At 67.6% G+C, this 20,323-nt stretch carries 19 protein-coding genes; 11 read left to right on the top strand and 8 right to left on the bottom strand.

Annotated features, from left to right (window positions below):
- Positions 1 to 12 precede the first annotated feature (12 nt).
- On the bottom strand, positions 13 to 600 hold the full coding sequence (locus ACOADB_RS14305; protein WP_378599777.1) for a TetR family transcriptional regulator: 588 nt from the start codon (positions 598 to 600) through the stop codon (positions 13 to 15).
- A 129-nt stretch (positions 601 to 729) separates the two neighbouring features.
- Here ACOADB_RS14305 and ACOADB_RS14300 point away from each other — a divergent pair, with 129 nt between their 5' ends.
- Positions 730 to 2,355 (top strand): GMC oxidoreductase, encoded by a 1,626-nt coding sequence (locus ACOADB_RS14300; protein WP_378599775.1) that lies wholly within the window; start codon positions 730 to 732, stop codon positions 2,353 to 2,355.
- A 73-nt stretch (positions 2,356 to 2,428) separates the two neighbouring features.
- On the opposite strand, the gene ACOADB_RS14295 is transcribed toward ACOADB_RS14300, so the two are convergent.
- Positions 2,429 to 3,079 carry a TetR/AcrR family transcriptional regulator gene (locus tag ACOADB_RS14295; RefSeq protein ID WP_378599772.1) on the bottom strand — a complete coding sequence of 217 codons (651 nt, stop codon included), beginning with the start codon at positions 3,077 to 3,079 and terminating at the stop codon, positions 2,429 to 2,431.
- Positions 3,080 to 3,181: 102 nt separating this feature from the next.
- Between ACOADB_RS14295 and ACOADB_RS14290 the strand changes: the two genes are divergently transcribed.
- The 5 genes from ACOADB_RS14290 to ACOADB_RS14270 are packed head-to-tail and all read left to right on the top strand — an operon-like array spanning position 3,182 to position 8,401.
- Positions 3,182 to 4,315, top strand: coding sequence for a VOC family protein (locus tag ACOADB_RS14290; RefSeq protein ID WP_378599770.1), 1,134 nt, complete (start codon positions 3,182 to 3,184; stop codon positions 4,313 to 4,315).
- Positions 4,312 to 5,244, top strand: coding sequence for a fumarylacetoacetate hydrolase family protein (locus ACOADB_RS14285; protein ID WP_378599767.1), 933 nt, complete (start codon positions 4,312 to 4,314; stop codon positions 5,242 to 5,244). The genes ACOADB_RS14290 and ACOADB_RS14285 overlap by 4 nt, the downstream gene beginning before the upstream one ends.
- Entirely contained in the window at positions 5,241 to 6,683 is a 1,443-nt protein-coding gene (locus tag ACOADB_RS14280; protein WP_378599765.1) for a bifunctional 3-(3-hydroxy-phenyl)propionate/3-hydroxycinnamic acid hydroxylase, read from the top strand. Before ACOADB_RS14285 ends, ACOADB_RS14280 begins: the two co-directional genes overlap by 4 nt.
- On the top strand, positions 6,680 to 7,867 hold the full coding sequence (locus tag ACOADB_RS14275) for a cytochrome P450 (protein WP_378599762.1): 1,188 nt from the start codon (positions 6,680 to 6,682) through the stop codon (positions 7,865 to 7,867). Before ACOADB_RS14280 ends, ACOADB_RS14275 begins: the two co-directional genes overlap by 4 nt.
- Before the next feature lie 24 nt (positions 7,868 to 7,891).
- The gene (locus tag ACOADB_RS14270; RefSeq protein WP_378599760.1) at positions 7,892 to 8,401 is read left to right on the top strand and encodes a hypothetical protein; all 510 of its coding nucleotides are present in this window, start codon (positions 7,892 to 7,894) and stop codon (positions 8,399 to 8,401) included.
- Positions 8,402 to 8,485: 84 nt separating this feature from the next.
- Here ACOADB_RS14270 and ACOADB_RS14265 read toward each other — a convergent pair whose 3' ends face one another.
- Positions 8,486 to 8,866 (bottom strand): Rieske (2Fe-2S) protein, encoded by a 381-nt coding sequence (locus tag ACOADB_RS14265; protein ID WP_378599758.1) that lies wholly within the window; start codon positions 8,864 to 8,866, stop codon positions 8,486 to 8,488.
- 253 nt (positions 8,867 to 9,119) lie between these two features.
- On the opposite strand from ACOADB_RS14265, the gene ACOADB_RS14260 reads away from it, so the two are divergent.
- The 3 genes from ACOADB_RS14260 (at position 9,120) to ACOADB_RS14250 (ending at position 11,975) form a co-directional block, all read left to right on the top strand.
- Positions 9,120 to 9,806, top strand: a complete 687-nt coding sequence (locus ACOADB_RS14260; RefSeq protein ID WP_378599756.1) for a DUF3558 family protein — start codon at positions 9,120 to 9,122, stop codon at positions 9,804 to 9,806.
- An 83-nt stretch (positions 9,807 to 9,889) separates the two neighbouring features.
- The gene (locus ACOADB_RS14255) at positions 9,890 to 10,705 is read left to right on the top strand and encodes an MlaD family protein (protein WP_378599753.1); all 816 of its coding nucleotides are present in this window, start codon (positions 9,890 to 9,892) and stop codon (positions 10,703 to 10,705) included.
- Positions 10,706 to 11,273: 568 nt separating this feature from the next.
- The gene (locus ACOADB_RS14250) at positions 11,274 to 11,975 is read left to right on the top strand and encodes a maleylpyruvate isomerase family mycothiol-dependent enzyme (protein ID WP_378599751.1); all 702 of its coding nucleotides are present in this window, start codon (positions 11,274 to 11,276) and stop codon (positions 11,973 to 11,975) included.
- 57 nt (positions 11,976 to 12,032) lie between these two features.
- On the opposite strand, the gene ACOADB_RS14245 is transcribed toward ACOADB_RS14250, so the two are convergent.
- A complete protein-coding gene (locus ACOADB_RS14245; RefSeq protein ID WP_378599748.1) occupies positions 12,033 to 12,434 on the bottom strand; it encodes a DMP19 family protein in 402 nt (133 codons plus the stop codon).
- A 279-nt stretch (positions 12,435 to 12,713) separates the two neighbouring features.
- Positions 12,714 to 14,078 carry a mycothione reductase gene (locus tag ACOADB_RS14240; RefSeq protein ID WP_378599746.1) on the bottom strand — a complete coding sequence of 455 codons (1,365 nt, stop codon included), beginning with the start codon at positions 14,076 to 14,078 and terminating at the stop codon, positions 12,714 to 12,716.
- Positions 14,079 to 14,294: 216 nt separating this feature from the next.
- Here ACOADB_RS14240 and ACOADB_RS14235 point away from each other — a divergent pair, with 216 nt between their 5' ends.
- Together ACOADB_RS14235 and ACOADB_RS14230 are read left to right on the top strand one after the other, a co-directional pair.
- Positions 14,295 to 14,972, top strand: coding sequence for a DUF6226 family protein (locus ACOADB_RS14235; RefSeq protein ID WP_378599743.1), 678 nt, complete (start codon positions 14,295 to 14,297; stop codon positions 14,970 to 14,972).
- A gap of 117 nt (positions 14,973 to 15,089) precedes the next feature.
- On the top strand, positions 15,090 to 15,791 hold the full coding sequence (locus tag ACOADB_RS14230) for a DUF6891 domain-containing protein (protein ID WP_378599741.1): 702 nt from the start codon (positions 15,090 to 15,092) through the stop codon (positions 15,789 to 15,791).
- Positions 15,792 to 15,857: 66 nt separating this feature from the next.
- Here the strand turns inward: ACOADB_RS14230 and ACOADB_RS14225 are convergent, their stop codons facing one another.
- The 3 genes from ACOADB_RS14225 to ACOADB_RS14215 form a co-directional block, all read right to left on the bottom strand.
- Positions 15,858 to 18,413, bottom strand: a complete 2,556-nt coding sequence (locus ACOADB_RS14225) for a bpX6 domain-containing protein (protein WP_378599738.1) — start codon at positions 18,411 to 18,413, stop codon at positions 15,858 to 15,860.
- Positions 18,410 to 20,104, bottom strand: a complete 1,695-nt coding sequence (locus ACOADB_RS14220; RefSeq protein WP_378599735.1) for a hypothetical protein — start codon at positions 20,102 to 20,104, stop codon at positions 18,410 to 18,412. The genes ACOADB_RS14225 and ACOADB_RS14220 overlap by 4 nt, the downstream gene beginning before the upstream one ends.
- Positions 20,101 to 20,323 (bottom strand): hypothetical protein (locus tag ACOADB_RS14215; RefSeq protein ID WP_378599733.1); only part of this gene is annotated, 223 nt, incomplete at its 5' end. The genes ACOADB_RS14220 and ACOADB_RS14215, both read right to left, overlap by 4 nt.

The raw sequence follows: 20,323 nt of genomic DNA, 5'->3' as shown, positions 1-20,323 counted from the left end.
GATCGGCCTGGGTCACGGCAGCACGGGCGCCATCGATTGCAGCGCCTCGTCCAGGTAGTCCCCGTAGGAGCTGCCGGGGTTCGCCTGCCAGTACTCCTGCGCCGCATCCAGGCAGGCGATCGCGCAGGCGGCAACGGCAACCTGCGCCATCGGTGTCAGATCGGGGTGCCGGGCGCCGACCAGGGGAGCGAAGAGGTCGATCCAGCGCTGGCGACGTTGATCGACGAAAGCCCGCGTCGACGCGGGCTTCAGCATGTCCAGGACCTGGGCAGCCAGGCTCGGTGAGTCGTCCGCGACGCGAGCCAGGTCGACCAGCACCGTGCTCAGTGCGGTCCACGCCGGCTGGTCGGCCGGCTGGGCCTCGATCTGGTCGGCGAGCTGCTGACCGACATCGGCCAGGAACTCGCCGAGCAGCGCATCCTTGCTCGGGAAGTAGCGGAAGAAGGTGCGCCGCGACATGCCCGCGGCGGTGGCGATCTGTTCGACGGTCACCTGGTCGAACCCGTGCTCCGCGAACAACGACCAGGCCTGCGCGAGCACGTGCCCTCGGATCGCACCGCGCGCGAAGGTGCGCAGGGTGGAGTCGGAGGGCTCGGACATGGAGGTCACCGTACCGGCGGGTGGTGGCGGCCGTCGGTGGACATGCCCTAGTCTGCGCTGGCACTGAGTGCCAACACGGACACTTGATGCCACGTCCGCTTCCTGCTTCCCACTTCCCTCGGAGACTCCATGCACCCCTCTCGTCGTACCTTCCTCACCGGTGCCGCGGCCGCCGCCGTGGCCGCCACCGCTGGTGCGGTGGCTCCTGCCCGTGCAGCCGAGGGGTCGGTGCCCGTCGTCCAGGAGCGACACCGCGTCATCGTCGTCGGCTCCGGCTTCGGTGGTGGCGTGAGCGCCCTGCGGCTCGCGCAGGCGGGCGTTCCCGTGACCGTGCTCGAGCGCGGCCGCTGGTGGCGCACCGGACCGAACTCCACGACATTCCCCAACGTGCTGGCTCCCGACAAGAAGCTGCTGTGGCACGGCACCACCCCCGAAGCGGTCCAGGCCACGCTGCGACTGCTCGGCGGCGCCCTGGGGCCGGCGACGGGCGGCCTCCTCGACGTGAGTCCGTACGTCGGACTCGTCGAACCGGTCCTCGGCAAGAACATGCTCGCCATGTGTGCCGCCGGCGTCGGCGGTGGCTCGCTCGTCTACCAGGGCATGACGCTGCAGCCGGCAGCCGAGGTCTTCGAGCAGGTCATGCCCGGTGGTCTCGACTTCGAGCTCATGGACCGGACCTACTACCCCCGGGTCGCCCAGATGCTGCAGGTGGAGACCGCGCCCGACGAGCTGGTCAACACCCCCAACTACAAGGCACCGCGCGTGTTCAAGCGACAAGCGGAGAGGGCCGGGTACGTCGTCGAGAAGATCCCGATGCCCATCGACTGGGACTACGCGCTGGCTGAGCTTCGCGGCGAGATGAAGCCGGCGTACACCAACGGCACGGGCGCCATGGGCGTGAACAACGGTGGCAAGCACAGCGTCGACGTCACCTACATCGACAGCGCCATCGCGACCGGCAACGTCACGGTCCGGACCTTGCACGAGGTCACCGGTGTCGCACGGTCGACGGACGGGTCGTGGGTGCTCAGCGTCAACCGGACCGACGAGTCCGGCAAGGTCCTCGAGCGGATCGAGATGACCACTGGTGCGCTGATCATGGCCGCCGGCACCATGAACACGACCCGACTCCTCGTCGAGGCCCAGGCCCGCGGGACCGTCACCGACCTGCCCGACGCACTCGGCACCGACTGGGGCACCAACGGTGACCGCATCTACGTCTGGACCGACCTGATCGACAACTTCGGCGCAGCCCAGGGTGGCCCGGTCGTGTACGGCTCGAAGGAATGGGCCAACCCGGCGCTGGCCAACACGATCATCCAGGCATCGATCCCGCCGGTGCCACTGGCGACCAACGTCGCCACGATGCTCGTCGGCTTCGGTGTCAGCGAGGGGCGCGGCCAGGTCCGGTACGACAAGCTGACCGGCCGCGCCGTCCTCGACTGGCCTGCGAGCGGCGACACCGCAGTGCACCAACGGATCGGGCAGCGGATCCGGGCGACCGCGGGGCTCACCGGTCCGGTGCTGGACACGCACCTCGTCGTGCCCAGCACCTGGCACCCGCTGGGCGGCGCCTCGATGGGGACCACGTGCGACCTCGACGGCCGTGTGCTGGGCCAGCGGGGCCTCTACGTCCTGGACGGTGCGCTCGTCCCGGGCACCACCGCCGGATGCAATCCCTCCATGACGATCGCTGCCGTCGCCGAACGCGCCCTCGACAACATCGTGCGCAATGACGTCGGCACGCTGATCTGACCGCGCCGTGTCGCGTAGAGCTGGCCGGTACGCGGCGAAGTGATGCACCGCTCGAGGCCGGCCGGTCGCGAGCTCAGATCGTGAGGTCCGGGAGGTCGATGCCCGGCAGGGGGTGGGAACAGATCTTCCGCGCCTCGTCATCCGGCACGCCGAGCATCCGGAGCAGGTCGGTGGTCATCTGGTCGGTGGTGGCGGCGTCGTCACGGGTCGGATCGTCGTGCAGGGCCTGCCCGAGGGCGAGGACGCCACCCGCGGCCAGCATCAGTGCGACCTGAGGGTCTGCGACCGAGAAGCGTCCGCTCGCGACGCCGTTCTCGATGTCGCGGAGCGCGCGGGGCGCCAAGCCGCGGTCGGAGCTGATCAGCGCCGGTCCGTGGGAGAGCAGCACCCTGCTCAGTTCGGGTACCAGGCGGTGGAGGCGGCCGGTGAGCCGGAAGCTCTGGGCAAAGACCTCGGCCGGATCGTCGAAGTCCTCGGCCAGCCGGTCAAGGAGGTCGGCATGGGCTTCCAGGGCGTCGTCGACAGCGGCTTGAAACAGCTCGTCCTTGCTCGCGAAGTGGTTGTAGAACGAGCCCATTCCGACGTCCGCGATCTGGGTGATCTCCAGGAGGGCGACGTTCTCGCGGCCGTCGGCGATGACGTGTTGCGCCGCCTTGATCAGCGCTGCACGCGTGCGTGCCTTGCGCTCCTCGTGCTTCGACGGTGCTGTCCGTTGCTCGGTCACGGCGCCACGGTAGCAACATCCGGACATTTCTGACGAAATCGTCAGAAACTGTTGACAGGGTGAGGGCAATAGTTGACGATTTCCTCAGAAATAGGAGGTGTCATGAGTCAGCACCACACCCACAGTCATCTGCACGCCGAGCAGGGCGGTCTCGCTGGCGAGCACCCCGGGCGAGCCAGGAACCCGGTGATCAAGGTCCGCGACATCGCCTGGCTCGAGTTCGAGAAGCCGGACCTGGCGGCTGCCGAGAAGTTCGCTCACGTCTTCGGGTTCAGCACGAGCCTGCGTACCGCCGATGAGCTGCACCTGCGCGGCACGCTCCCGGGTTCTCCGGCCGTCCTGATTCGCAAGGGTGCCAAGTCGCGGTTCACCGGGCCGGCCTTCAGAGCCGAGTCCGACGCCGACGTCCTCCGACTCGCCCAGCACCTGGGTGGGCAGGTCGTGCCACTCCCCGAGACTCTCGGCGGGATCACCGTCGACGCGCTCGACCCGAGCGGCGCCCGGGTCCGGGTGGTCAGCGGGACGCACGAGCTCCCGGCGCTGCCCGACCAGGTGCCGCTGACGCACAACACCGGTGTCGCGATCCCGCGCACCAACGGGACCCAGCGCCCACCGGCCGAGCCGGCTCGTGTGCAGCGGCTGGGTCACGTGGTGCTGCAGACCAACCAGTACCGGTTCGCACTCGACTGGTACCTGGAGAACCTCGGCCTGATCGTCAGCGACTTCCAGTACTACGAGGGCCAGCGCGATCTCGGGCCGACGATGAGCTTCATCCGCTGCGACCGGGGCTCCGAACCGGCCGACCACCACACCCTGGCGATGACGCTCGGGCCGTCCAACCGGTACGTGCACTCGGCGTACCAGGTCACCGACCTGGATGCCCTCGCAGCCGGCGGGGAGGTACTGCTCGAAGCCGGGTACACCCGCTCCTGGGGTATCGGCCGCCACATCCAGGGCAGCCAGATCTTCGACTACTGGCGCGACCCGGACGGATTCATGGTCGAGCACTTCACCGACGGGGACATGTTCGACAACACCCTCGAGCCCGGCTGGGCGCCGATGACCGCTTCGGGGCTGGCTCAGTGGGGGCCGCCCGCGACGAAGGACTTCCTCGGCCTCACGCCCGGCAAGGACTCGCTCGCCGAGGCGCGCGCCGTACTCCACGCCCTGCGCAGCAATGACACCGACTTCACCCGCACCCGCCTCAAGGGCCTCCTGAAAGTAGCCAGCTCATGACGACCTCGATCATCCGCACCAAGGACGCCTGGTGGGTCCTGGTCGACAGCGGCGCCGTCCGGATCGACACGGCAGCCACGACGACTGCAGAGCTGCTGAACGACCGGGCCGCGATCCGGGCTGCCGCCAGCGCGACGCCCGGCCCGGTGCCCGACGACCTGCTCTCCCCGGTCACGGCTCCCTGCCGGGTGGTCGCGCAGATGACCAACTACGTCTCGCACATCAAGGACTCCGGGATGAACCCGGCCACCGTTCCGCTGACGTTCTTCCGCAAGACCTCGCATTCCATCGCCGGCCCGGTCGACGACATCATCCGGCCTGCGCACGTGAAGCTGCTCGACTACGAGGTCGAGATCGGGCTGGTGATCGGGAAGGACCTCCCGGTCGGGACGACTATCACCGAGGACAACATCAGCGAGTACGTGGCCGGCCTGGTCGTCACCAACGACGTCTCGGCCCGCGACCTGCAGCTGCCGAAGACCCAGTTCTTCGAGGGCAAGTCCTACCCGACGTTCACGCCGGTCGGACCACGACTGGTCCTGCTCGAGGAGGCGGACTGGAGGCGCTTCGGCGACCTGCGGTTGCGTACCTGGGTCAACGGCGAGGTCCGCCAGGACTCGACCGTTGCGGACATGCTGTTCAAGCCGGTCGAGACGTTCGGCACCCTGACCGGCTTCCAGCCGCTTGCCGCTGGCGACCTGCTGCTGACCGGAACACCTGGTGGCACCGCGTTGAAGGCGCCACCGAAGCCGATCGAGATGATCGGGGCGCTGCTGCCGCCAGCCATGAAGTGGAAGGCCTTCTTCAAGGGCCAGGGCAAGAATCCGCTGTACCTCCAGGACGGAGACGTCGTCGAGCTGCACATCGGCACCGCCGACGGCGCGATCGATCTGGGGCGGCAGGCCAACACCGTACGGCGGGCGGGGTGAGCCCCGAGAGCACACAGGAGCACGCCACGGTCGTCATCGTCGGTGCCGGTCCGACGGGCGTCAGCGCGGCGATCCTGCTCGGTCAGTACGGCGTCGACGTCCTGGTGCTCGACCGCTGGGCCGAGGTCTATCCCCAGCCGCGGGCGGTGCACCTTGATGACGAGGTCTACCGGATCGTGGCCCGGCTCGGGCTCGAGCGCGAGTTCGCAGCGATCACCCGCCCCAGTGCTGGTCTCCGGCTGCTGAGCCCCGGCCACGATGTGCTGGCCCAGTTCGACCGCACCAACCCCTGCACGTCCAACGGGTTCCCGGCCGCCAACATGTTCGACCAGCCCGACCTCGAGTCGATCCTGCGCCACCGGGTCACGGCGTACTCGACCGTGCAACTGCGCGGCGGCGCGGAAGTCGAGGAGGTCCTCGCCGGCGACGACGGCACGCCCCAGGTGCGGTACGTGGCCGATGGCGTGCGTCGGACGATCACGGCGGAGTACCTGCTCGGTTGCGACGGCGCCAACAGCCTCGTCCGCGCCGCGATCGGGTCGACGATGGAAGACCTGAACTTCGAGCAGCGCTGGCTCGTCGTGGACATTGCCGTCGAACGAGAACTCGGACACTGGGAAGGCGTCCATCAGGTCTGTGACACCCGCCGCGCCGCGACCTACATGCGCATCGGGGAGCACCGGCACCGGTGGGAGTTCCAGCTCGTCGGCGACGAGACCGCTGCCCACTTCGGAACCCTCGGAGCCCTCGCGCCGCTCCTCGCGCCATGGGACACCGATCTCACTGGATTCGAGCTCATCCGAACGGCCGAGTACACCTTCCGCGCCCAGCTCGCCGATCGATGGCGACGCGGGCGGATCTTCCTCCTCGGCGACGCCGCCCACCTCACGCCCCCGTTCATCGGACAGGGGATGGGAGCGGGTCTGCGCGACGCGGCCAACCTGGCCTGGAAGATTGCCGGCGTTCTCGACGGCTCCCTCGACACCGGCGTCCTGGACACCTACGAGCAGGAAAGGCGGCCGCACGCCGAAGCGATGATCAGGCTCGCCGTCGTCATCGGCGCCGCGATGACTGCCGGCGGCCGGTTCGGCGACCTCCTCCGCTCGGTGGTCGCTCCGCACCTTCACCGCCTGCCGGGTCTCGGCGCCAGGATCGTGGACGGAACCAGCCCACCACTGCAGCGCTCGACGCTGGTGCGCAAGCGTCGTCTCTCCCGGTCGCTGGCGGGACGGTTGGCACCCAACGTGTTCTGCGAGCCGCGACTCGACGACCGGACCTCCGGGGCGTTCGGCTGGATCACCACCGGCCCGACGTCACCGCGACCCGACGCCGTCACGATCGAAGCGGCCGGCGAGCTGGCCGACTGGCTCACGGCCCACCGAGCTGTGGCCGCGCTGGTTCGACCGGACGGGACCGTGGCCGAGGTGCTGAGCCGATGACGCGCCGTACCGACGTCCCGGTCTACCGCGAGAACCTCTACTCGGTCGTCAACAGCAGGAATCCCTACCCGCACTACCGTCGCCTGCGCGAGCTCGGCCCGGTCGTCTGGCTGCCGAAGCACCACGTCTACGCCATCACCCGGTACGCCGGGTGCAAACGCGTGCTCCTGGACGCGAAGACGTTCATCTCGGGTGACGGCGTCGGCCTGAACCCGATCGTGAACCGGCTCGGCCGCGACACGACCCTCAACAGTGACGGCGAGGACCATGCTCGCCGCCGCAAGCTGGTCGCGCCACGGATGACACCGCGAGCACTTCAGACGATGAAGCAGCAGATCGAGGACATGGCGGACTCGGTGGTCGACGACGCCGTCGTACGCCGTGACATCGACGGCGTCGCCGACCTGGCGCAGGCGCTCCCGTTGGGCATCGTCCCGGACCTGGTCGGCTGGCCCCCGGACCAACGTGAGCACCTGCTTCGCTGGGCCGCTGCGACGTTCGACTCGCTCGGGCCGCTGAACTCAACCGCGCTCCGCACGATGAGATCCAGCATCGGGATGACGCGTTTCGCCAAGAAGGTTGCCCGCACCGGCAACGTCCTGCCCGGCAGCCTGGGGGAGGAGGCGTTGCGTGCAGCACGCGACGGCACCATCAGCGACAGGGAAGGCGTCGCCCTGATGATCGACTACCTGGCCCCATCACTGGACACCACCATCAGCGGCATCGCCAGTGCCCTGCACCTGCTCGCGACCCATCCCGACCAGTGGGAGGCCCTGCGAGCGGACCCGTCGCTGATCCCGAACGCTGCGAACGAGGCGCTCCGGTTCGAGGCACCGATCCGCGCGTTCACCCGTCGCGTCGTCTCCGACGCCGAGGTCGACGGCACCACCATCCCGCGCGGGTCCCGGGTCCTGGTCCTCTACGCCTCGGCCAACCGCGACGAGCTGATCTGGGAGAACCCGGACGTCTTCGACATCCACCGCGACGCCTCTGCGCAACTGGCATTCGGCCGCGGCTCTCACTCCTGCGCCGGCCAGGGCCTGGCACGACTCGAGACCGAAACCCTCTTGTCCAGCCTGGTCGCGAAAGTCGCGCGCATCGAACCGAACGGCGAACCGGAGTGGGCCCGCAACAACCTGATCCGCTGCCACCGCACCTTGCCGCTGCGGCTGCACGCAATCTGACACTCGGCGACTACGTTGACCCGCATGCAGGTGAGATTTGAGCGCACCGGGCAACGTCGGTATGCGGTCGCCGTACTCCGCAGCCTGCACGGTGACCTCCGCATGGACCCGGCGCCCGGCTACTCCGAGCTGATTCCTCATGACCTCGTGCACCTGGTGGTCGAGGAGGAGTTCGGACTACGCGACGGGATCTTCGGCCAGCTCGCCGCTGGCGGCAACGCCGGGACATTCGTACCGACCGAGGAGCTCCGAACCAAGGCGTGGGCGCGCCAGGTCGAGCGACGCAACAGGTCCACCGGAACTGACATGGGGCGATCAGAAGCCCTTGCTGCCCAGGTCTATCCGCGCTGGCTGCGGCGCAGCGGCCACCTGCCCGGCAGCCACTACGTGCTCCAGGACCCTCCGCCGACCGACCTCAGCGACACGGACCTCGACCGGGCGATGAAGCGCATCGACGTACTGTCCGACCAGTGGCGTGCAGTCGACGTCGGCGGGTCGATGTCGGTCCAGTGGCCCTGGCCGGAGCGCGCCTGAGGGATTCAGACGCCGCGCGCGGCCCTTCTGCATGGGCCCATGGCCATTTCACGGCGGGCGCACAACTGTGGGCGACAACGACGCTCAGAGCTCGACGTACACGTCGTCGTTCTCGACGATGACGTCGTAGGTCGTCAATGGAGATGGCTTCTTGCCCAGTGCGATCAGCTTGCGCGACCAGCGGGGCATGTCCTTACCAGCGAAGCCGGGCGCCCAGTCGAGGTTGTCGCCCGATGCGAGGTCGAAGCGGGAGTTGTGCCACGGGCAGACGACCTGGCCGTCGGCGTACCTCAGACCTCCAGGCCCCTTGGTGAGGGAGAGGCCCAGGTGCGGACAGCGGTTGCGTGCTGCGCACAACGAGTCCCCGGCGAGACCAACCACGATGGACGTGCCGGCGGCGTCCGCGGAGTGCAGCTTCCCGTCGGAGAAGTCCGCGACGCTACCGACCCTGATTCGACCTGACATGTCACATCTCCTCGTTCCGGTTTCTGGCTCCGTTCTACCAGCGCGCTGTCGTCGGCGTCACTGTCGCTTGCCGTGCCAACGCACTGTCCAACTGACTACGGGTCAGGCGGTTGGGGCGCAATGGCGCTCGTCCCGGAACTACCGCCCCGTCGTTGCTGACCGGCCGTCTCGTCGCGAAGAGACCAACCTCGCGCGGAAGGCCTGCGGAGCAGAGGGCACACCCGAGAGACCCGCAGCCATGCGACGATTCGCCATGCGAAAGTTCATCGGCGCCGCGGCCGTGTTGTTCACCATGGCTGGTTGCTCGTCCGGTACGCCGGAGACGACGGAGTCCAGAGCGAGCCCGTCCGGCAAGCCGTCATCTGCAGGGTCAACGCCGACGTCAACACCAAGCGGCGATCCGGCATCATCACGGGTAGATGCTTGCGAGCTCCTGTCGGCGGAACAGCTTGTCGATCTCGCGGGCCGACCCGTCGGGAAAGGGCAGCCTGTGCTCGTGGGCGGACTGCCCGTGTGCCAGTGGCCGGCTGGCGATGGTGTCTTTGTGCAGGCCGGTTCCCTTTCGTCTTCAGACTGGGTGCAAGGACTGCCACAACTAATGCAAATGATGGAGGACTCGGGTCTGGTCGAGGACGCGGACGGCAAGCGGAAGTTTCAGCGCTTGCGCGACCTCGTTGAGCCAGGAGTCTCGATGAGTCCTACCGAGGCCTGTCAGGTCTTCTCCGCAATGCTCGAGGTGCAAGGTCAACCCCCGGGAACCCAGTCGATACTCAACGTGTTTCCGCACGCGGAAAATGCAAAGGCGATGAGCGGCCAGATCTGCAGTGCCGGCCGATTCACGACGGTCACGTTGGCCAATGACGACGGGTTGGCGCCGCCCCTGCCGGGTGAGCAGGTGCAGCACGCTCTGGAGCTGGCGCATCGTCGGAGCCTGAGCTGACTCCCTCCCTCAGCCGCGCCTGGCCTGTCACTGCGATGCAAGGCCATCGGTCGGCAGGGACCAACGCGGCGGACTGACGCATCGTGGAGGCCGTCCGTCGGCCTGAACGTGGTCGTCCAGGCCGGGGATCCCCTCATGCCATGATTCGCGCCATGCGCCTTGCGATTGCTGCCAGCTTCGTCGTTCTAGTCGCTGGCTGTTCCTCAGGTGAGCACGACCAGGATCATCCGAGCACCCGAGTTCCTGGGACGTCGCAACAGTCTTCCGCTTCGCCGCTCGACAACACCACGGTCGACCCCGTAGACGCCGAGGTCACCAGGTACCGCGCCGAGTTTGTCGAGGTCAGCGGTCTTCTCGTCGGCGACGATGTACGCATCGCCGGAGTCAAAGTCGGTGGCGTCGAGAAGATCGCAATCGAGGGGGACCAGGCCATCGTCACGTTCTGGGTGCCCCAGGAACAGAAGCTGACCGAGACCACCGGCCTCATCCTGCGCTACCAGAACCTCAGCGGTCAGCGCTACCTCGCACTGGTGCCGGGGAGCAAGGACTCGGCGATCCAGGCAGCAGACTCGCTGATCCCGTTCGCCCGGACCAGCGCCGGGTTCGACCTGACCGCTCTCCTCAACGGGTTTCGGCCCCTCTTCGCCGTCCTCACGCCTGCCGACGTCAACGCCCTCGCTGAATCCCTCATCAAGGTCCTGCAAGGGGAAGGGGGCACCGTCGCGCAACTTCTCCAAGAGATCACCGAGCTGGCCAATGACCTCCCTGACCGCAACCAGGTCTTCCACCAGGTGGCAGTGAACCTCATCCCCCTGTTGGAGGAGCTCTCCGGAAACGGAGAGCAGTTCCAGAGCACCGTCCACCGCCTCGCGCGACTCACCACAGGCCTCGAAAAGTAAGGCACACCACCGGGCGGTCAATCGACAGCTGCGAACGCCTCGGCCGCACCAACCACCTCGTGACGGCGCTTCGTTCTGCTCTGGCCCGCGACGTCGCGGCGCCGCCTGGCCGTGCGAACGGCTGCTTCAATCGGGTCTGACAGCTACGGTCGAAGCATGAGAGCGCGACGGTCCTACCCACCCCGCCCTCCGTGGCGGGTGTTGGTCACGGATCGGAGCCACGATGGCTCACTCACCTCATCGGCAGAACAAGGGTTGTCCGCTCTGCAAGCCTCACAAGAACCGGCGCGCTGGCCGCGCTGTTCGTGAACCCTGGGCTGTCCTTCGCAAGGTCGGCAAGCGTCGGCGCGTCCGTCGGGGCGACCTCGGCGACAGTGATGACAGTTAGCGCAGCCCCGACGCGGCGGAATGCCGCACCGGGTATTGCGGTCCTGGATCCCTCGCGTGACGGCCACTTCCCTCGCCAAGGCTCACGGAGGTGCGCATCGTCGAAGGCGTCCGCGGGATGCGGCGCCTCGGAGTGGCGCAGCACCCACTGTCGCGAGGCGACAGGCAGTAACGTCGGACCATGGCTGAGGAGTCAATCCTTGACGGGCTCGACCCGTTCGACCTGCTCGATCGTGAGGCTGACCGGGTCCACTCCCTATTCACCAGCGAGCCCGACTGGTCTCGGTCGAGCCGCTGCGCGGGCTGGACTGTGCGGGACATGCTGGGGCATCTCATGGGCTTGGAGGACTACACGCGGGCCAACCTCGACAACGGCGTCGGCGACCTGTTCCGTGCGGCCGAACAGGCCGGTGCAGTGGACGTCGTGGCCTTCAACGACTGGCAGCTCCGGTCGTACGCCGACGTGCCGACCGACGAACTGGTGGGCGAATGGCGTGAGGCCCAGGTGGCCAATCGTCAAGAGTTGCGGGCGCGAGGGCGCCAGGGGTCAGTGGACACCAGCGTCGGTGAGTACCCGTCGTGGCTGCAAACCTTCCACTTCGCAGTGGAGTACGCCACCCACGGCGACGACATCTACGTCGTCGTACCGGAGGAGGATCGCCGCGAGCGGAGCGCTTGGAGGGTCGTGTTCGGACGGTTCGTGCTTGAGGAGCTCGAGCGGCCGATCACCGTGACGCCCCGCGACGACCTGGTCGTGGTGGAGAGCGAGGTCGGACGAACCGAACTGTCGCCCGAGGACTTCATCGAGGCGACTGTCGGGCGCCTCCCGGACGCCCACTGGCTGGATGGCAGGCTCAGGAAGCTCCTGGCTACCGTCCCGTAGTGGCGACATGACGCGCACCCTTCGCGCGGCAACATCGGATGGCCGCCATGGCGAACGCTAGGAGCCTGCGACCAGGTAGGAGTTGACCAACCCGTCGGCGTCGGTCGACGCCTCCAGTTCGTCGAACCTGGAGTCGAACTCGTTGAGTACTTCGTCGAGGTCGCGGTCATCGAGAAGGTCCGCCCGTGCATCCGCGTCAACAGGGTAGTTCGGCCCGAGAGTCTGCATTGCTTCTCTCAGTAGCCGGGCCCACGCATCTCCGAGAACATCCGGGAGGGCGGCAAGAGCGACCGATGCTGTATCTCCACCCCAGTACCGGAAGTAGGAATCGAATCCGCCGGAGTTGACCTCCTGGCGCAGGTCGCAGATCGCAAAGACCTTCTGCATGGTGGCGCTTAGTGAGGAACGGTCGCCTTCTCCGAAATCTGCGTAGGCGCCCCACGCGTCGCCAGCGGGCATGGGCGAGATGCTAACGACGGCCGTCGGTTCCGGTTCACGCACCGAGCCCGATGCAGCGGTGGCACTTGGTCCCGCTCCAGGCTTGTCATTAGCCGTACAAGCCGTTGCCGCGAGGGCAGTGGTCAGTAGCAGGGCCGCAAAAGTTCGCACCCGACGAGCCAAGCACAGACTGTTCCCGCCCCATGCGACTCTCGGCAGAGGGGACACATCTTGCGCGCCGACTGGCGGCGGATGACGCACCTTCTCTCACCCGTCGGACATGGTGCGTCGGCCTGCTCCTCAGTCGAGCTCGAGCTTGAGCAGCGCGTTCTCAACGACCTCGGTGAGTGCAGGGTGGATCCAGTACTGCCCGCGTGCCATGTCCCGGGCTCCGAGGCCGAAGCTCATGGCCTGGATCAGCGGCTGGATCAGGGTCGCGGCCTGCTCGCCGATGATGTGTGCGCCGATCAATTGGCCTGATGTCGGGTCGGCAAGAACCTTGCAGAGGCTGGTGGTGTCGTCCATTGCCCAGCCGTACGCCGTCCCGCCGTACTCCTGAACAGCAGTGACGAAGGGACGACCGCTCGCAATCGCCTGCTCCTCGGTGAGCCCGACACTGGCGACCTGCGGATGTGTGAAGACCGCGGCGGGCACAAAGCGGTGATCCGATTCCACGAGATCGTCGGGGTGTGCGAGGTTGTGCGCGACAACCCGCGCTTCGTGATTGGCCACGTGTTTGAGCTGGTGCGCGGAACTCGCATCGCCCAGTGACCACACCTGAGATGCAGTGGTTCGACCACAGGCATCGACGATCACGCGGCCATCGGGGTGGACCTCGATACCGGCGGCGGACAGATTCAGACAGTCGGAATTCGGTGTGCGTCCTGTGGCCACGAGCAAGAGGTCCGCCTCCACGACCGAGCCGTCGTCCAGTCTGAGTCGCACGGTGCCCTCGCAGGATTCCAAGGACTCAACCCGCGTCTCGGTCCGGACATCCCAGCGCTGCCGAGCGATCTCGGTGAACCGCTGGGCGATCTCCCCGTCGAGATGGCGTAACAAGGGGGCGCTGCGGGCGAGCACGGTCGTGTGGACGTCGAAGGCGGAGAAAATATGGGCAAACTCGGCCGCGATGTAACCGCCGCCCAGAATCACGATCCGCTCAGGCAGTTCATCGATTCGCATGATCGTGTCGGACGTATGGAAGGGGACGCCCGATGCGGTCACCACGTCGGGGACGGTCGGACGCGATCCCGTCGCCACGACGATGCGGTCGGCGGTGATCGTCTCGCCGGTCGAGAGCAGGAGCTCGGTGGGGCCGACGAACTCTGCATGTGCCTCGTAGAGGGTGGTGTTCGGTTCGCCGTGCGCTCGGTAGTCGCGGCCACCGGCAGCGATGGAGTCGATCCTCCCGAACACACGGTCCCGGATGTCGGTCCAGCGCACCTGGTCGATGGTGCCGTCGACGCCCAGATGGCCGGCGTTCTTGACTGACTCGGCCAGGTCAGCGGGGTACACGTACATCTTCGTCGGAATGCAGCCGACGTTCAGGCAGGTGCCGCCGAACGTCGATTCCTCGATGATGGCGATCTGCCACTCGGCGAATTCGGGACCGATCAGAGAATTGCCCGAACCCGATCCGATGATGGCCAAGTCATAGTGAGTCACTGTCGCGACCCTAGCCATACGGCTCCATCGTGACGATCACTTCGACCGCTGGAACACCGTCCGCACTCCACGAGTCCGTCATTCTGGGCGCCGTGTCACGGTGGATTGATGCACCTGCGCGACTACCCGGCTCGCGGCAGAATCGGGCGAATCGTCTGAGCGCACCAGACCGTGATCGGTGCTCGGTGTGTGGGCGACGTGAGCGAGGATGTCGCCATGCACGACGACAGCCCGCCGCCACGTCCAGCGTGGTTCGATGACCTGCTGGTGGAGGTGGGCCGTGCTTTCGACCGCACTGGCGCGGGAACACCAGGGTGGCCAGACCCTCACCGGGATCGGGATCCGTTGGAGGACGAGTACTCCCGCTGCCTGGATCCAGGCAAGTACCAGATCCTTCATGCCCGGATCGATGCCTGGAGCGAGGTCTTGGCGTCTCGCGCCATCGCGACCGCAGACAGCATCTCGCCGACCTCGTGGACTGGCGCGGTGCGCGGACCTGATCAGATGCGACGAGTACGTCGGCTGGCGCCGACCCGCGCCGGTGCCCTCAGCGTGCTTCTCAGCGAGACCATCGTCGCCGGAGATCCGTTCGGGATCGACGTCGGCGTTTCAGGCTCGGATGAGACGTCGGTGGTGCTGCTCGACACCGTTCCGGACTGCGGATGCGACGCCTGCGACTCGGGATCCGAAGACCTTCTCGCCGTGCTCGACGGCTGGATCCTCGCCGTCGCACGAGGCGGCGTCGTCCATGCACGGTCGGCGTCAGAATCGGTCAGCCGGACAGTGGACGGCTGGGTAGGGTCGGGCGCCGGAACGGAGATCGAGCGGTGGCTGAACGATCCCATGCCCACCGCGCCCGAGGTCCGACGATGGGTCGGCGAACCGTGGGTCTAGCCCGACGTCGGCATGGCCCGCGGGTCCGACCTCTGCAGACGCGGCGGACTGACGCAAGAGAACTGGGCCAGTCTCGGCGGTCGAGAAGATCGGCTCGACCGCGTCTACCCTGCGTCCATGGGCATCTTTCGGCGCAAGCCGGTACTCACCGACGACCAGCGTCGGGAACTCCGACTGACCGCCACGGAATGGATCGCGCCGGGCTTTCGTCCGAGGACCGGTCTTGCTGAGGAACTCGTCGACTATCACGACGACATCGAAGTGCCTCACGACGTTCTTCTGAGCGCCGCTTCTGAAGTGGTCGAGGAGGTCTGGTGCGCCAGGTTGGCCGATGAGGAGGACTGGCCGGACACCGGGGACTTTGGTCGGCTTGAGCGCGCGTTCTGGAGTCTTGCGAGCCAGGGAGTGCTCGCTCGGATGGACTTCTCATGTTGTGGGACCTGCGGCATGGCTGAGATCGATGATGAAAGAACGCCGCTGGGCGGAGTTGTTGACGGTGACTATCCCTACAAGGAATGGGCATACACGTTCTTCCACCAGCAAGATTCCGAACGCCTTGTGGATTCAGATGCTGTCCTCTTCCTGGCGTACAGCGCGTTCAGGCCGGCCGCGGGCCTGGATCCGGAACTGATGGCGCGGGCCAAGGAGGGCGACGAGGAGGCGCGTCGGCAGGTCTCCACCATCACCGACACGACGGTCGGTGAGTTGGTTCGCGATGCGCTCGTTGCCGAAGGGCTCGCTGTGACCTGGAACGGGTCTAGCGCTCAGCGGATAGCCGTCAACATGCCGGAGTGGCGAAAGCCGTTGCCGCGCGGTTGAGTTCTCAGCAAACGCGGTGGAGTGAGGCAACCATCGGTCCGCTGTGCGCGATTCCGTCCCGCCCATTCACAGGCGGGTACGGAAGTTGCCGAGGACCTGCCGGTTCTCCAGGTCGGCCACAACGATCCGGCCGGACAGGTCCCAGACGGCCACGAGATCGTGGTGACTGCGGAAGCTGGCCGTCACGGAGTCGGGAAAATGGACGGTCAGGTCCGCATCACGACTGGAGACGGGGGAGATCGCGACACGGGTGCCGTCCGCTCCGCTTGAGGTCACGGCGTGGCGTACGCCGTCGGTGGTCAGCTGCAGGAAGGACCCGGGTTCCCATGCGATCCGCCGTACCTGCGGCCCTCCTCGGTCGGTGACGAGGGTGTACGAACCCGCTGGGTGCTCGTTGGTCTCGAGCTGCACGATGCCGCCGGTGGTGAGGCGGACCTGACCGTCGAGCCAGTCGAGGTGGCCGCGACTTCGCAGGCCGAGCGACGGCAGGTCCCAATGCCAGACCTCCAGCCATTCCATCGGTCGAAGGTCCGAAGCGGGGTGTCGTACGACGGCAGAGAGCTTGCCCGGCCCGCGGGCGAGGTCAACGACAGCGGCCTCGTCGGTCACCTCGCGCCACAGGCTCCGGACCGAGGTCGCCCGGACGTCGAGGAAGTTGATGGTCCCTGCCTCATCGACGACCGTCAGCGTCGCGCCGTCGTACGACGAAGCGAGGCGGGTTGCCCGGATCGGCAGCCAGGCGCGCACCTGTCGGGTGGTCAGGTCCAGCGTGTGCAGGTCCCAACCGCCGTCGCCGATGTCGTTGGCCAGGAGAGCCGTGCCGCCGTGGTCCGCCATGACGATCCGCTCCGTGGGGCGATCCCACTGTGCTCGCGTACGACCGTCCGGCGTGAGGAGCCGGACCCCGTGGCTTCCCAGAGCAACCAGCAGCGTGCCGCCCGGCAGCGGTACGACGTCATGGACAGCGAGCTGCCCGACCCCTTCGACGGCGTTGATCTCGAACGGCGCGCCGGCCGTCCGTGACGCGCGGCGATGCCAGGCGAAGCTGGGTAGGTCGGCTCGAAGAACGGGGTCGGCCCGGTGAATGAGCGCGTTGACGATGCGACGCGTCGACGTCTCGTCACCGGGGGACTGGGCAGTCGGGTCCAGCAGTTGCCGTAGTGCGACGCTCGCGAGTTCGCGGTCGGCGGCAGGGTCGGCGCTGGGGAGCTCGGAAAAGGCGCGGAGGAACCGTGAACGCCCAGCGGCAAGAGCCGGATCCGTCGTGCTCATCAGTGCTCGCGCGGCTGTACGCGCAGTGTCGTTGGTCGCCAGCGCCAGTTGGAAGGCGAAGAGATGCGCGGCTGTCGGACCGCCCAGGGACATGCCCTTGGCGATGTTGGTGATCGACGTGGCGCGTCGGTCTGCATCGGGCCAGATGGCTTCGACGGCGCCGAGGTAGTCGCCGGACCGGCCCAGGTCATCGCTCCAGGCCACGCGCAGCTCGCCAGCGGCCGCGGGGTCGACGTTCTCGAGATGCTTGATCGCCATGGCGTAGGCGCCCCGGGCGCGCGCAACCTCGAGTGCCCGATCACGACGCCCGGCTCGCCACCACAGTCGTACGACGAGGTCGGCCTGGAGCTTGCGTCCTTCGGCCAGTTCGGCGGCGAGCGAGTACTTCTGATGGCGCTCCAACATCGCCACCGCGCCGATCAGGTTGCCCATCAGGTCGACCAGGACGAACGCGGCCTCTTCGAAGCGTCCCTGCTTCTCCAGCTCGTCGGCAGCCTGGCGGTAGACGGTCTGCAAGTGTTGATGGACCGTCGGACCCCACGGAATGCTCCCTCCGCCCCCAGACATCTGATTGCTCGGACCACGCACGGCATCGCGCCGCTTGGGAAGCCGCAGGGAGAGGAAGCCGGGCTGGCTCCCGCCGAGTGCGATGGCGTCGCGCAACGCCTCACCGAACCTCTTGCGTTCGAAGGCCTTGGTCAGCGATTGCAGGTACCGCTCGTGCTTGCGTCGGATCATCGGTGCTGCCGGGCTGCGCATCAGGCTGCGAGCCAGCAGGCCGCTCCGTTGCCGCGCTGCTCCGCCCGATCCACCGCGTCGTCGCCGGGCACCGTCGCGGGTGAGCTCTCCGATCACGGCTTCGGCCTTGCTGCTGCGCGCACCGAGCTTGGCGACCGATCGGAGGTCGACCGCCGGGGGCTGCGACATGCGCGGCACGGTACGTGGAGCGGGGGTTGGTGCCTGTACGGGCGCCAGGACGTGGAAGGTCAGCTGGCTGAGGTCGACCCAGCCGGATGGCTCGACGACGTGGAGATCGTTGAGGTCGTGAGTCACGGGCCGGCCGCCCTCGAGGACGCAGAGCTTGCCGGTCGATGGGATGTCGACGTCGGCCGACGCGTACCCGCCCTCGCGTGCGACCACCGGCAACCCGGGAGCGAGCTCGCACCTCAGTTCGACAACATTCGGGAGCGACAAGAACATGCGGTCAGTACCGAGCTCCCGCAAGACCGCACCGGATTGCCACCAGGCGAGGACGCGCTTCTGGGCTTCAGCAGTCCCGATGAGCGCAACGTCGATCACGAATCCGGCCGCCGTGACGGTGCCGCGGTACGGCGGCCCGAGGCGGTTCACGCTTCGCTCCGGATGACCTGGTGCAGCTCGCCGGTGAGCAGATTCCCGATCTCGACCAAGTCATCGGCTCGTTGCACAGCCACCATCGGCAGCGACGGATGGATGGTCGGCCTGCCGGTTCCCCCCGACCACCGGGTCAACGTCCTCACTCCCTGTGCCCCGACCAGACGAACGATCAGCCCGGCGGGGGAGAGCGTCACCAGCTTGGGCTGCTCTTCGTCCACCACCAGCGCCAGGACCTCGCACCCCTGCTCGACCACGATCACGTCGGACGGTCGTCGGTGGATGAAGGTGCGCCAGTGCACGCGGTCCTCCGAGACCGCCACACTTCGGTCGGTTCCGAGTACGACGACGGTCGATGCGCTGGTGTCGGGGATCAGGTTCCAGTCCGCTCGGACGCCGACGCTGCCTGCACCGCCGACGACCGTGGCCATCCTTGGTTGGTCGATGTTGGTGCCCGGCGCGATGGCGACTGCGTCGACGGGTTCGCAGGAGTGTTGCGACAACCGCCACCACGCGTCCTTGAACCCGAAGATCAGGTCGCTGCCAGCGAAGTGGACCGGCGGCAGCCTCGTGTCGGTTTCGGACTCGATCTCGGCTGCGCTGACGCCGAGGAGCGCCACGGGGTGAACGAACTCGGTCACGCGGCCGAGGGGCTTGCCGATCACTCGCACGCGCAGCTCGCCGTCCTCCAGCACGACCACGACCAGGCGCTTGCCGAGTGCCGACCCGGCCAGGACAGTCCCGGAGAAGCTGTGGCGTCGGATCCGCGGCGACCGGCCGGCGTGCTCGGAGACGACGGCCGTGACCACTTCTCTGCTGCCCCTGCCGCGCAGGAGCAGGCGACGCGCGTGGCTGTTGAAGGTCGGCCCACGGAGGTCGACGAGTCCGTCGACGCGCGATGCGTCGGGAGCGGTCCGCAGTGCTGAGCCGCGGAGCGCGCGGACCGCGACCTCGGCTGCAGGCAGCGCGAGCTCCATCCGGTCACCGTCGAGGTTGATGCTGAGCTCCTGCACCCCGGTGGGCCCCCACGCACCTTCGGCGATCGTCAACACCCGCCGCTGGTCCTTGAGGTCAGCGGCCAGCCCGTCGCTTGCGAGCACCCAGGCCTCGTCAGCGGCCTCGACGTCCTCGAGACGCTGATCGAGGGCCGCCCGCTCAACGGGCGCGGTGGATCGCTGCGTCAGCCAGGCGGCCAGCAGTTGGGCCAAGTCGCCCTCGATCCAATGGTCCGCAGGTTCGCCGAGCACGCCGATCCGAAGTTCTGCACCCCGAGCTCGGGCTCGCCGATGCAGCACGATCAGGGCTGCGAGCTGCGCCAACCGGGGCGCGCCGAGCTGGTCGGGTCCGTTGTCCACCAGGACCACTGCACGGCCGCGCGGTTGCGGCCGGATGTAGGCCGGCGCGAGGTACATCAGCTCGTTCTCCGAGGCCCGTCGCAAGAACTCGAGAGGTAGTTCTGCGGCAAGCATCCATTCGGAGATCAGGATGCGCTCCGGGGTGCCCCGGTTGGAGATCTCCGCATAGCCGTCGAGCGGACCGCTGTCACCCTGACCCGCATCGCGACGATGGATCAGGTCGTCGAGACCGTGCAACAACGGAAGCAGTCCGAAGAGGAACTCGGGGTGCAGCGCGTTGAAGGCATCCGCCCAGGGCTCGAGGCCGGGCGGCAACTGGGTCTGGGACGTCATTGCAGCTCGACCAGCATCTGCAGGTCGGCGACTCGTGCTGGTGCGGGGCCGATCAGAACATCGTGACCGATCAGCACGATCACCTCGCGGATCGGTCCGGGCTCCGGCTGTACGGCGCGCCGTACGACACCTGGCGGCGGACTGCATCGCAGCGTCGTCGGCAGGTGCAGCCCGTCCTCCAGGCCGACGTAGACGACACCGTCGACCCACGGCAGGCAG

This window comes from Nocardioides sp. CPCC 206348 (genome assembly GCF_048654705.1).
Taxonomy (GTDB): domain Bacteria; phylum Actinomycetota; class Actinomycetes; order Propionibacteriales; family Nocardioidaceae; genus Nocardioides.
The sequence above is the reverse complement of the archived record's forward strand: the minus strand, read 5'-3'. Positions and strand labels throughout refer to the sequence as shown.

Coding starts and splice junctions, on each gene's coding strand:
- ACOADB_RS14305 (WP_378599777.1), bottom strand. CDS start 600: ATGTCCGAGCCCTCCGACTCCACCCTGCGCACCTTCGCGCGCGGTGCG.
- ACOADB_RS14300 (WP_378599775.1), top strand. CDS start 730: ATGCACCCCTCTCGTCGTACCTTCCTCACCGGTGCCGCGGCCGCCGCC.
- ACOADB_RS14290 (WP_378599770.1), top strand. CDS start 3,182: ATGAGTCAGCACCACACCCACAGTCATCTGCACGCCGAGCAGGGCGGT.
- ACOADB_RS14285 (WP_378599767.1), top strand. CDS start 4,312: ATGACGACCTCGATCATCCGCACCAAGGACGCCTGGTGGGTCCTGGTC.
- ACOADB_RS14275 (WP_378599762.1), top strand. CDS start 6,680: ATGACGCGCCGTACCGACGTCCCGGTCTACCGCGAGAACCTCTACTCG.
- ACOADB_RS14270 (WP_378599760.1), top strand. CDS start 7,892: ATGCAGGTGAGATTTGAGCGCACCGGGCAACGTCGGTATGCGGTCGCC.
- ACOADB_RS14265 (WP_378599758.1), bottom strand. CDS start 8,866: ATGTCAGGTCGAATCAGGGTCGGTAGCGTCGCGGACTTCTCCGACGGG.
- ACOADB_RS14260 (WP_378599756.1), top strand. CDS start 9,120: ATGCGAAAGTTCATCGGCGCCGCGGCCGTGTTGTTCACCATGGCTGGT.
- ACOADB_RS14250 (WP_378599751.1), top strand. CDS start 11,274: ATGGCTGAGGAGTCAATCCTTGACGGGCTCGACCCGTTCGACCTGCTC.
- ACOADB_RS14245 (WP_378599748.1), bottom strand. CDS start 12,434: ATGCCCGCTGGCGACGCGTGGGGCGCCTACGCAGATTTCGGAGAAGGC.
- ACOADB_RS14235 (WP_378599743.1), top strand. CDS start 14,295: ATGCACGACGACAGCCCGCCGCCACGTCCAGCGTGGTTCGATGACCTG.
- ACOADB_RS14230 (WP_378599741.1), top strand. CDS start 15,090: ATGGGCATCTTTCGGCGCAAGCCGGTACTCACCGACGACCAGCGTCGG.
- ACOADB_RS14220 (WP_378599735.1), bottom strand. CDS start 20,104: ATGACGTCCCAGACCCAGTTGCCGCCCGGCCTCGAGCCCTGGGCGGAT.